A 12122-nucleotide genomic window follows, 5' to 3' on the forward strand; every position below is an offset into this window, starting at 1 on the left:
CGCCGGCGGGCAGGCACGATCATTTGTCTGACTTGAACGCCCCGGCGGGAATCGGCTGCTTGGGCAGGCCGGGCGCGCTCCATGAAACATCCAGGCGCGGCGCGGTGCGATCCTTGGCACTGCGGCAGACAAGGCGGAACGGATGCAGGCCCGCCTTGAGTTTCATCGCGCCGGTTTTTTCCGCGTCGCCCTGGTATCCATAGTCCGCGTCAACAACCGTGGCGTCGTGGATGCGCAGCGTGGCGCCGTTGCGGGCGAGCAGGTGGAAGGTGTATTCACCGTCAGCGGGAATTTGCAGGTAGCCGGTGAAACTAATCGCGCCGGCGACATGCTGTTTTGCCGGCTTGGTGTCGGGGCGCGGGAGCGTCCCGCTGTCAGCCGGCGCCATGCTGTCGAGGGCGGGCACCCAGGGGAATTGGCCCGGATAAAATTTCCACGCGAGACCGTCCGCAAGCGGCGCGGGTGCGTCGATTGCGGGAGCAAACTCGTCGTCGTAGGGACGCGGCGCGGGCGCCGAGGCGACGCGCATTTGCAGGACGCGCGCCTTCATCTCGGCTTGCAGCGCGGGCTGCCCGGCGGCGAGGTTTTGTGTTTCCTTCGGATCGGTGACGACGTTGTAGATTTCAAAATCGTCGGCGTGCGATTTGATGTCGTAGCGCACACCCATCATGTCGCCGATGCGGATGGCCTGCATTTCGCCGCGCAAGCGGCCGCGCCTCGCGGGTTCAAAATCGGGATAGCCGGGCGTTTTGCTTTTGTTAAAGTATTCGAAATAGAACGCGCGGCTTGGTGGCGCGCCTTTGCCGGAGAGGAGCGGGAGCAGGGAAACGCCGTCCGTGCGCGCGGGCGGCGTGAGTCCGCTTGCGGCGGCAAACGTGGGCATCCAGTCCCAAAACGCGGTGGGCGCGGCGATGACGCGGTTGGCCGGGATTTTTGCGGGCCAGCGGGTGATGGTGGGCACGCGCAAACCGCCCTCGAGGCAGTCGCGTTTGATGCCGTCGTGCGGACCGTAGGTGCCGAAGAAGGACGGTTTGTAATCCTCGGGAAGATAGGATTCGGCGGCGGGGCCGTTGTCGGAGGTGAACACGACGAGCGTGTTGTCGTCGATGTTGAGATCCTTGAGAAGTTGAAGGAGGTCGCCGACGGCATCGTCGATGCGGCGCACGCTTGTGGCGTGGCGTTTGTAAACTTCGGTCCAGGGTTTGTCCTTGTATTCGGGGTGAATCCAGGAATCGGGCGTGCCGCTTGCGGTGGTGATGGCGCGACCGGGCGTGCCGAGCCATTGCATGCCGCCGTGAAGTCCGCCGCCCGCGGGATAGGCTTGCGCGGGCAGTTCGAGGACGGCGTGCGGAGTGTCATAGGCGAGGTAGAGGAAGAAGGGTTTGTTCGGCGTGTTTTGCTTTTGCTCGACGATCCACTTTTTTGCGCGGGCGGTGAACAGGTCGGTGGTGTAACATTTGTCGAGGCCGGCGGTGACGTCGTTGCGATTTTCCCAAACGATCAACGGGCCGCGCTGCCGGGCCTTTTTCTTAAAATAGATCGTCTCGACGGGGTAGTGTTCGTGACCGTCGATGTGCCGGATGTAGCCGTAATAATAATCGAAGCCGCGGTTGAGCGGATGGCTGGTCCAGTCGGGGCCGTTGCCCGTGCCTTGCAGCCCCCATTTGCCAATGGCGGCGGTGGCGTAACCGGCCTGCCGAAGCACGGTGCCGAGGGTGTGGTTTTCCTCGAGCGCCTTGTCGAACTGGTTGTTGCGGACGGTGGCGTGCCCCTGGTGGACGCCCTGCATGAGCGAGGCGCGCGAGGCGACGCAGACGGGCGCGGCGACATACTGGCTGGTGAAACGCGCGCCCTCGGCGGCCATGCGGTCGATGTTGGGCGTGCGGTGCCAGGGACGCCCGGGATTGTCGTCGGCGCGCCGCTGATTTTGGTAAAACACGCCGACGTCACCATAACCGAGATCGTCGGTGAGGATGAAAATGATGTTGGGTTGTTGCGCGGGCTGGGCGGTTGCGGAGGCAAGCGCTCCGAGACCGATGGCGGCTGCGGCAGTGAGGCGGGCGGCGGGATTCATGTCGGGTTGTTTTTTGGAGAGGCAATAAAAAGAATGATGACTCCGGTCGCGCCAGACTGAATGCGCATGGCGGCGCGCCGTTTTTGTGAACGCCTTTTGAGCGGCTCAGAACCGCTGCAATTGCGGAAAATATTTTTTGTCGTTCACGATCGGCTTGGTCGGCTCGGTGTCTTTTTCGATCGGCTTGATCTTCAACGCGGCGTGCTCGGGGATTCCCGTTGCAACCGACGCGGGTTGCTGATCGCCGACACCTTGGAAGGTTGTTCCCGCCGGGGCAACGGGCGGTGGCGGTGGCAGCACAATGCTCGGGCCCGTCGCCTCAAGCATGGGCTGCCCCATCATCGCGGCGAGATCGGCACCGCCCGCCGCGCGCGGCGACACATTCGACGGCGCGTCGCCGGCGCCGGCATCCGCCGCATTAACGACACCGCCCGCGCTTGGGGGCGTGTCGCCGGAAACTGCATTCTGCGCGGCGGCGGCGATGCCTGCGGCCGCGGGCGACGCCTCCGCCCATTTTTGCAAATACTGCACCAGCGGATCATTCGCCGCGACGGCGTTTCTATTTTCGGGATTGTTTTCGATATCGCGGTCGCGCTCCGATTTTTCGTTCAACGCACCACGCGCGCTCCCGTCCTCGCGCTTGCCGAAACGCGCCTCAAATTCCTTCTGCCGCTTTTCATCCGCCTCGAGCTGGGCCATGCCGTCAACCAGCCAGTTGGGCGAGTAGGCCGCGCTCCCCGGCAATTGGTGCGCGACATTGTTGTTCGTCGTCACCGGGGTCATGCGATCACGCGGCATCCGCGAAGCCGGCGCGTATTCGTTGACGGAGGGATGCACGACCGACAGGCCGCCGATACGATCCGGCGCGAACGCGGAATCGGCGGCGCCCGTGTTCAGGCCGGTTTGCGGAACCGGCGCGGGGGCCATTGCCTGCAACTCCTTGCCCGCGTTCGACGGCGATGGCTGCGGTTGCGCATCCGCTTGCTTTTGCCCTTCGTTGCCGGACAACGGCGTGATCGCCATTGCGAGGACGGCACAGACGACGGGGACTTGGACGCGAGGGAAAATCATGTGGGCAATCATTGAGCTTGCCCCGAACATGAACAATCCCGCGCCCCGTGGCAAGCCGCATCCCTCAACCTGCGCAAATGCGAAAAAACGTGTCGCATTGATTCAAATGGATGCTTTTGTTGATGGGAAATTCTCTTAACAACATCCGACATGAAACTGCGTCCACTCACAGGAGCCATCACCGCCCTCGCAACGCCATTCAAGAACGAAGCCGTCGCCTACGACGACTTGCGCAAGCTGGTCGAGTTTCAAATCAAATCGGGCATCAACGGCCTCGTTCCCGTCGGCACCACCGGCGAGTCCCCCACCCTCCTCCACGACGAGCATCTCGACGTGATCCGCGCCGTCATCGAAACCGCGCGCGGCCGCGTGCCCGTCATCGCCGGCACCGGCTCCAACTCCACGCACGAGGCCGTAGAATACACGCGCTTCGCGCACGAGGCCGGGGCCGACTCCATGCTCCTCGTCGCGCCCTATTACAACAAACCCAGCCAGGAGGGCCTCTACCGGCATTTCGCCGCCATCGCCGAGGCCACCGACCGGCCGCTCATCCTCTACTCAATCCCCGGCCGTTGCGGCATCGAAATCGGCGTGCCCGTCGTCGAACGCCTCCGAGCCAAGTATCCGCACGTCCGCTACATCAAGGAAGCCGGCGGCTCGGTCGATCGTGTTGACCAGCTCAAAAACGCGCTTGGCAAGGACATCACCGTGCTCAGCGGCGACGACAGCCTCACGCTCCCCTTCATGTCGGTTGGCGCGGAGGGCGTCATCAGCGTCGCCTCAAACCTCATCCCGCGCCAGGTTGTGAAGCTCACCGCGCTCGCCCTTTCCAACAACTACGCCGCCGCCACAAAGCTGCACCGCAAACTCTACCCGCTGTTCAAGGCGCTCTTCATCGAACCGAATCCCGTTCCCCTGAAAACCGCGCTCGCCCGCGCCGGCATCATTAGCTCCGCCGTCGTGCGCTTGCCTCTCTGCGAAATGTCCGCCGCCAACGAAAAAATCCTGGCCACCGCGCTCGAAAAACTCGGCAAAGCATAAGGAGTCGAAAGGCCGGAGCACCAAAAGCCTAAAATAGAATAACCACGGAGGACACGGAGATGCACGGAGACGAAGAAAAATCACCGACAGTTTCCCACGATTTCTCCGTGTTTCCCAGTGTCCTCCGTGGTTAAAATCAGAAACTCTAACCCTCCAATTTCCAAGTTTAAGCTGAAAGTTTAAGATTCAGGTCCTCTGGTCTCTGGCTTTCCGGCATCTTCCTCCTGACTCCTGTATCCTGACTCCTTCCTCCTTTTAAAAAAATGTCACTACGCATCTCACTCTTTGGCTCCAAGGGCCGCATGGGCCATGCCATCATCAACGCCGCGCAACAACTCGGCCACACGATCGCCGCCACCGTTGACCTCGGCGACGACTTCGACGCGGGCGCGAAAGCCGGCGATGTGCTCATAGACTTCAGCTCGCACAAAATCACGGGCGACATCATCCGGCTCGCCGCCGCCAACAACAAGCCGCTCATCATCGGCACCACCGGGCACACCGACGCCGAGAAAAAAGCGCTCCTCGTCGAGGCCGCCAAAATTCCCTGCGTGTGGTCCGGTAACTATTCCATCGGAGTGAACCTCCTTTTCGCGCTCACCCGCCGCGCCACCGCCGTCCTCGGCGCCGACTACGACACCGAGGTGATCGAGATGCACCACCGCTTCAAAAAAGACGCCCCCAGCGGCACCGCAGCGCGCCTCCTCGAAATCATCCTTGAGGAACGCAAACTCGCCGCCGACGCCGCCCGCCATGGACGCGAAGGCATCACCGGCGAACGCACGCAATCCGAAATCGGCATGCACTCCCTGCGCGGCGGCGACGTCATCGGCGACCACACCGTCATGTTTGCCGGCCTCGGCGAACGCATCGAACTCACGCACAAAGCCAGCGACCGCGCCATCTTCGCCCGAGGCGCCCTCCGCGCCGCCGAGTGGATCACCGGCCAGCCAAACGGCGTCTACGACATGCAACGTGTTTTAGGCCTGACGGCCTGAAAAAGGAGTCAGAATACAGGAGTCAGGAGTCAGAAGTAAAAGGTCAGAGGCCGGAGAGCCAGAAGGCCGAAAGATTAAATCTGATCCACACCCTCAACCTCATCTTGAACCTAAAATAACGCAGTAGCGCCCCTCTGCCTAAGTTCGTTTCCCTCTTCTTAATGTCAAATATCCCACTTCGTTCGGAACACTCTTCACTCTTCTTCGGCTCCTGACTACTTTCCTTCAATGATCGTCTCAATCCAAGGCACACTCGCCGCCGCCACACCGCTCCACGCAACCATTGAAATCAACGGCCTTGGCTACGGCGTGAACATCCCCGTCACCACCGCCGAAAAACTCCCCGCCGCCGGCTCCAATGTGAAACTGCACACCGTGGCGATCTACCGCGAGGACTCGCAAACGCTCTACGGATTCGCAACCATCGAAGAGCGCGATTTTTTCCAGCTCATGATCAACAATGTGAGCGGAATCGGCCCCAAAAGCGCGCTCACAATCATGAGCAAGCTCTCGCTCGCCTCGCTCGAGTCGGCGATTCGCATGGGAGACATCGCGACCCTTTCAAAATGCCCCGGCATCGGCAAAAAAACCGCCGAGCGCCTCGTCGTCGAACTCCGCGGCAAACTCGGAACGGGCACCGCGACCGGTGATTCGCCAATCGCGACAAACGCCTCCGGCGAGCCCCAGCCCGCCGGCGATTCGCGCATCCGCGACGCAGTGCTCGCACTCGCCGCGCTCGGTTACAAAACTGCCGCCGCCGATGAAGCCATCCGCCGCGCGAACCTCGCCCTCGGCCCCAAGGCCACCACCGAGCAACTCATCAAAAAAGCGCTTGGTTAATCCGCAAGGTAGCACGGACATTCCTGTCTGTGCGGGTGCATCCGCGCGAACCCCCATTGCATTTTCACCACATCACCTCGCATCGATCCGCACGCGCCGAGCGTCGCTGTTGGCGCGGATTTCCGGCACATACATTGCCTCGACCTTCACCGGCAGCGCGCGGAAATCCCCCGGCGTGACGGCGCGCATCATGAAACGAAGTTCCTGCAATCCTACCGCGCGATCCAAATAAAATACGCTGCGATCATCATGTTCCTCTCGGTAAACGAGGCGGTGGGACGAGCTCGTGTCTCTCGCATTGCCAAGCGTCCCAATAACCAACGCTGTATCCCATTTTTCGGACAACCCGCTCCAACTATTGCCAGCACTCAATGGCTCGCAGCCAGCAGGCTTAGGAACTGTAATAATCACATATTCCAAAGTCTCATCAGCATGCACCCCTCTATATTCCTTTGACAGCCTGACTCGCAGCGACACTTCCTCGCCCGCCCGCACGATTGAGTTTTCATTCAAATGAATCATCATCCAATTTCCAATACCACCCAAGTCTGGCTGACGGCGTGATGTGGTGAAATACCGATTCACTCGCAACAGCCCGTCGGTTTTCCGCCCAACATCACCGCCATTTGTCCAGAGCGACACCCGCGCCGTCGCATAAAAGGGATTACTGTCTTTCTTCGCCGCAAAACGCCGCCGCAACTCGATGCGATTGTCACCGTCCACGAGTTGATCCGCGGGCAGCGCCACCCGAACCGACTCCGAAAGCAAACCGTCTCCGGGAATTGTCACGCCTTCCAGTTTTTTCCCGTTTAACAACAGCTCCATTTGCATACTCCGGCCCGCCACGAGGCTCCCGCCAAAACCTTCTGGCGGGGCGGCACGGATCAATGCCAGTATGGCGAACGTCGATGCCCTTGTGTTTTGCCAGCCAAGGCCATGCCGGCTTGCGACGAGCCATTCAAGCGCGGGTTCGATCAACGCGTGTTCGGGATCAATCTTCCTCAACGTTAGCACACTTAATGCGGTCGATTCCACCGCGCCTTCCATCGCGCGCGTGTGACCGCCTGTCGATCCCCAATGAACTCCCCGCGGCGTGTGTTGCGCGCTCTTTTCAAGATGCTCAAGCAGCACGGCGCGGCTCTCATCCACGCCCCATCGAAGCGAGGCCGCCAGCAAACAGGCGCGTCCGGACGCCGTTAATTTTTCACGCGCGGCATAAGCACTCGCATACGCTTTCCGCAATATCTCCTCATCCTGGTTGTCCAATTCCGACACCTCCGACATCACAAAAAGCGCCCACGCCAGCCGGTCCTCATTATCTCGCGGGGTGTGCATATATTTGAGAATCATCTTGTGAATCGACTTCAACCAGTCGCCGAAAACATCGACCCCCGCCTCGGCTGCGAGCCGGAGCCCCCATGCCACATACGCGGTCATCCAAATGTCAGGCGTGTAACTTTTGGGGCACCAGCCAAACCCGCGCTGGTAGAGTTCCCCGGCTTCGCGCAATTCAGCGAGCGATTTTGACGCGACATCGTCCACGCTTTTCAATTTTGCCAAATGCGCCGGCCGCGCGTTCGCATTCCGTCTTTCGACGGCCATTATGCGCTTTTCAACCGCCGTCGCATCCAGCCCGCGGTCAACGAGCGCCTTTCTGACAACCACCGCCGGCAAAAAACGGCTCACCATGTGCTCCACGCTGCCGTGGGGCGAATCAATCAAGCCGGGCAGTGCATCCAGCACCACAGCGGCGCGTCCGCGTGTTATCACAATCTCTCCCGCCAGGCGCTCGCGATTAAACGAGTCCGGCAACGCCAGCGTCACCGTTGCGTTTTTACTGGAGGGCGGAAGCCGCCCGCAGGCCGCAATTTCCCGGCGCATTCCGCTCTCCAGCACCGGCAATGTTGCGCGCGCTGTTTCGCTCATGCCCTCGCCGCTTGCGGTGAATATCAGCGTCGCCTCTCCGAGGGCGTCCGCCTTTGCCTTCCAAGTGCCGATCGCCTCACCCTGTTTCGGCACGACAATAGTCCGCTGCATTCCGGCATCGGCCAATTCCACTGCGCCCTCGCCCCGCATTTGCATGGTCGCGGTCAGCGGCGAGGCATTTCGATTCTCAATTTTCCCAGAAACCACCGCATCATCACCCTCGACAAGGAATCTTGGCGTTTGAATGCGCAGAGGCGGGGACGGACGCGGACGCGTCACCATGTGCGCGGCTCCAAACGTGTTTCCATCCGCGCCCACCGCGTATGCCGAGATGCGCCATTGTCTGGAATTGTCCGGCAATGCAAAGCTCACTCGCCCCACCCCGTTCGCGTCCGTGACAATCGACGGCGCCCAAAAGCTCTTTCGTGTGAAATGTTGCCGCGGCATGACAACCGAGATGTCCCTCTGCGAAGGGGTGAACATCCTCTCGACACGCCTTTTCGCAAATAAACCGGCATGGCGCGAACCGCCCCCCCCTTGAGGGCCTTCCCGCCAGTCACCCGCGTTTGCGCGGCGGGGGATGGGCGCGCCGGCAGCCTTCATCTTGAGCAATTCCATCAATCCGCTCCCGCTTCTGCGATCCGATACTGTCATGGCCGTGGACCAGATTCTGACAGCGGAATAATTCCAGCGGAGTTTGGCTGGTTTGCTGATTTCTTCAAACGCGATGGATCGCGGCGTCCAGTCCGGCGGCTCCGCCTTCTCGATAAACACATTGTCGGCGGCAGCTATGGCAAGCTCGGCCCGCACCGGGTTTCCTGCAAAATCTTTTGCCACCACTTTTATATTTGTCACGGCGTCCGGCCGCGACTCGTCCTGCTCCGCGGAAACTTCCAATGTGATTCCCCTCCTGCCCGGCGGCACCAGCTCCTTGACGTTAAGATAAACCCCTCCGTGCAATTCGGCGCCGATCAAGCCGTTGGCCGTCGGGACGGTCTCCATCGTCACCATGCCGACGCGATTTTTTTGCATGACACGTCGCGCCTCCGACCTCGTCGCACCGTGCAAGGACAGGAACACGTTTCTCGATTCCTCCGGCAACATGAGCATCAATTTGAGAGGTTTGCCCTCGCGGTAGTTTTCCAACCCCAAAAGCAAGGCCTCGCGCGGGTCCGCCTCAAGCGATGCCGTCGATTCATCCGCCGCGTAAAAAATCATGCGCTCGTGCGTCTTCATTAATCCCCACAAGCCTTTGTAATCCTTCGGAGTTTCCATCCATCGGAAACACGAGTTGCGCGGCGCAAGGACGCGTCCGTTTTGCTCCAGGCGTATTTCATAAATCCCGCTCTTTGGCGGCGTGAATTTAACGACGCACAAACCGTCATCCCCGCACGTCACGGGCTGGCTGTCCCCAAACGGCACGGTCACGTAGTCGGCAAAAACCTTTTTCCACCCCGGCCCCATACTGTCTCTCAACGGCTGCTCCCTTTGGCGGCGCGCCTCTGCCAGCGCCTCTCCCGTCACCTGCCGCCCCTCCGGATCAAGCCATATCTCAACCCAGCGACATTCGTAGATGCGAGCGTCGCCGACAAAAGCTCGTGGTTTTCCGGACAGTCCCGTCACCCTGACGTTGAACTGCGATTCAACCCCCGGAGCCACAAGCCTCGGCTGCAACAACCCCGGCATGTCGGCAAAACTCCCCGTGTCGCTCACGGAAAAACGTTCAAGGACACTGACGGGCGACAGTTTCTCGGCCTCAACCGTTCCTATTGCCAGCAACACTGAATTCTCGGGAAGCGCCTCATGAATCTTAAAGGTGAACACCGCCTCGCCATTGGCATCCGTCACGCCCTTCGCGGGCATGCTCTTGTTTTGCTCCTTAAGCCAGTGCTCGTATCTTTTTTGCGAAGCCTTCTTTTTATCGACGTCATGAATGACAGACTCCACGCGCATCTCGCATTTCACATCCGCCCCCACAACCGCGTCGCCTTGATGATACCGCGCCTTCACGCGGATTTTTATTTCCTGCCCGGGGCTTACCCTGTCCCGCGCTCCGTCGAGTCCGACCTCCACATGCATTGAAGAATGCGGAGGGCTGTGCATGCGAAACACATTCAAAAATTCCATCTCTTCGCCGTCAATTTGCAACGCGGCCTGAACACTGTCTTCCGCGTATATTCTGTTGGTAAGCACAAACTCCCCATGAACCGTGCCAAACTCATTGAATTTTACAGGCCCCCGTTTCACAAAGGTTTCGTTCCTTGACCACATTGCAAAGGAGGCCTGCTTGCACGGCTCAAACCGCCCGTCCTCCTTGCGTTCCCTGACGATCAGCTTCCAGCGAACCATGTCGCCATACCAATACATCGGCTTGTCAAAAAGCAATTCCGCGAAAAACCTTTTCTCTGAATCCGAATAATCGGCTTGCACAGAAATCCGAAACGGCTGCCCGTCAATCATGGCAAGCATCTCGCGCGCCTTTTTCAACCGCGGCATGGGAAAACTCACGCGACCCTCCGCGTCTGTTTTTGCCGAGAAACATTTTTGCGGATCAAGCACCATTCGTCCACTCACGCGCGAATGATGAATCTCCCCAAGCCAAAACCAATCCAACGTCTTGCGAGCCAGGGGTGAGCCGTCCCTCCGGTTTATCACATAAAGCTGCGCGTCGCCCGCCGCCGGCACGATGGCGACCGCCCTTGCGCCGGTGACAATGGCGTGCCACGCCCGCACACACTCCTCGCCATCAATCCCAAGCGCCCGGACAACCACCATGTAAAATCCAGGCTCGGGCGGTTGCGCGAATTCAAACATGTCGGAGTGCCACTCAATGTCACCGTCCTGTGTTTGCTCAAACAACTCCATCGACTGCACCAGCCGCGCTTGCATGATCTCCAGCACATCCTTGGGCGACACCTCCTGCTTCAGCGCCTCCTTTTTTGCGTATCCCTCCATCGAATATTGATGCAGTTCCGCCTTGACCGATTTTTGCAGCACCCAGTTCGCCGAGAATTTCAAGGCGTCCCCCGCCAATACATAATTGTCACCCGAGATGCTAAGAATCGGCTTCGACCAATTGTTGATCAACGCGTCGAGCAACTCAATCGCCCTCGCGCGGATAAAATCATCCGGAGCCGACTCAATTTCGCATCGCAATTCCCTGGCCCTGGGCAGCACCGCGGCATAACCACCGCTCCACAAATCCGCATCATCTCCCAAGTCATCAACCACTGACCGGGGATTCCAAGACCTTGCCTGGGCGGCAAACAGCATCGCTTTTCCCGCCGCCTCGTAGCGGGTTCCACGGCAAACCAGCGCGGCATCCCGCCATGACGTGATCGGTTCCCGCCGCTGCCAGCCGTCGTCCACCGGCTCGCAGCACAACCATGCCGCCCTCAGCGCATATTTCGCCTTTTGTTCGGCGGGCAAGGCGCCGTTGCGCACAAACGACATCAGCGCGTTTCCAAATGAGCGCTGCCCCTTGTCAACTCCGTCCCCTCGGCGTCTCCAATGAAAATCCACCTGCTCCAAAAAATCGAGCAACCATTTTTCATTGTAGGGATTCGGAGTTCTTTTGGCGTGATAATCAAGAATCTCCCGCCACGTCTCCCAAGGCGGATCTTTCCGGTTCGTCAACTCAAGAAACTCCTCGGCCGTTATCTCTAAATTCTTCTGTTGCACTTCCGCCAATGTTAACCGGTGCAACCTACCCTCAAGTTTTCTGGATATCTCGATTTGCAAAATCATCGCCTCTGTCCACGCCGCGTCAAAATCCCGAGGCCCGCCGACCCGCCTCCCTCCGCTCTTGTAAGTGCCATAAGTTTTAAGAAACTCGTCCAGCCTGCGATTAAAAGCGGGGCGCTGTTCTTTCTTTTCCTCGGAGTTCAACGCCCGCCATTCAGCCTGCATCTGCCGCATTTCACACCAGCGTTTCGACTCGGCGCTAATTTGAAATTTGGATGCCTCGGCATAGGCGTCGCGCGCCAGCGCCCAGGATTTTTCGTCGGCGAGACGCTGGGCCTTGTCCACTTGCACCGCGTATGTTTTTTCGGTGCTTGCGGCTGAGGTTTGCGAAAAAATTAAGCCGAGAAAAAACAGCGCGCTCCAACAAATGGCTGAGGGGATTTTCATGAAGGGTTGGGTGACTTGTGGAAACACGACCAACTTTCGCT

The 12122-nt window shown here is 59.6% G+C and carries 7 protein-coding genes; 4 read left to right on the plus strand and 3 right to left on the minus strand.

Annotated features, from left to right (window positions below):
* Positions 1-19 precede the first annotated feature (19 nt).
* Together M2103_RS04355 and M2103_RS04360 are read right to left on the minus strand one after the other, a co-directional pair.
* A complete protein-coding gene (locus tag M2103_RS04355) occupies positions 20-2074 on the minus strand; it encodes a sulfatase-like hydrolase/transferase (protein ID WP_277508979.1) in 2055 nt (684 codons plus the stop codon).
* A gap of 105 nt (positions 2075-2179) precedes the next feature.
* Positions 2180-3145 carry a hypothetical protein gene (locus M2103_RS04360; protein WP_277508980.1) on the minus strand — a complete coding sequence of 322 codons (966 nt, stop codon included), beginning with the start codon at positions 3143-3145 and terminating at the stop codon, positions 2180-2182.
* Between M2103_RS04360 and M2103_RS04365 the strand changes: the two genes are divergently transcribed.
* From M2103_RS04365 to ruvA, 4 genes are all read left to right on the plus strand, one after another.
* Positions 3144-3284 carry a hypothetical protein gene (locus M2103_RS04365; protein WP_277508981.1) on the plus strand — a complete coding sequence of 47 codons (141 nt, stop codon included), beginning with the start codon at positions 3144-3146 and terminating at the stop codon, positions 3282-3284. The two genes, M2103_RS04360 and M2103_RS04365, sit on opposite strands and share 2 nt — an antisense overlap.
* 11 nt (positions 3285-3295) lie before the next feature.
* A complete protein-coding gene (gene dapA, locus M2103_RS04370; RefSeq protein WP_277508983.1) occupies positions 3296-4186 on the plus strand; it encodes a 4-hydroxy-tetrahydrodipicolinate synthase in 891 nt (296 codons plus the stop codon).
* A 263-nt stretch (positions 4187-4449) separates the two neighbouring features.
* Positions 4450-5184: a 4-hydroxy-tetrahydrodipicolinate reductase gene (gene dapB / locus M2103_RS04375; RefSeq protein WP_277508984.1), complete on the plus strand. Its 735-nt coding sequence runs from the start codon at positions 4450-4452 to the stop codon at positions 5182-5184.
* Positions 5185-5412: 228 nt separating this feature from the next.
* On the plus strand, positions 5413-6024 hold the full coding sequence (gene ruvA, locus M2103_RS04380; protein WP_277508985.1) for a Holliday junction branch migration protein RuvA: 612 nt from the start codon (positions 5413-5415) through the stop codon (positions 6022-6024).
* 72 nt (positions 6025-6096) lie between these two features.
* Here the strand turns inward: ruvA and M2103_RS04385 are convergent, their stop codons facing one another.
* Complete coding sequence (locus M2103_RS04385; RefSeq protein ID WP_277508986.1) at positions 6097-12081, minus strand: alpha-2-macroglobulin family protein; 5985 nt, start codon at positions 12079-12081, stop codon at positions 6097-6099.
* Positions 12082-12122: the final 41 nt, after the last annotated feature.

The sequence above is a fragment of the Ereboglobus sp. PH5-5 genome (assembly GCF_029504805.1).
GTDB lineage: Bacteria > Verrucomicrobiota > Verrucomicrobiia > Opitutales > Opitutaceae > Ereboglobus.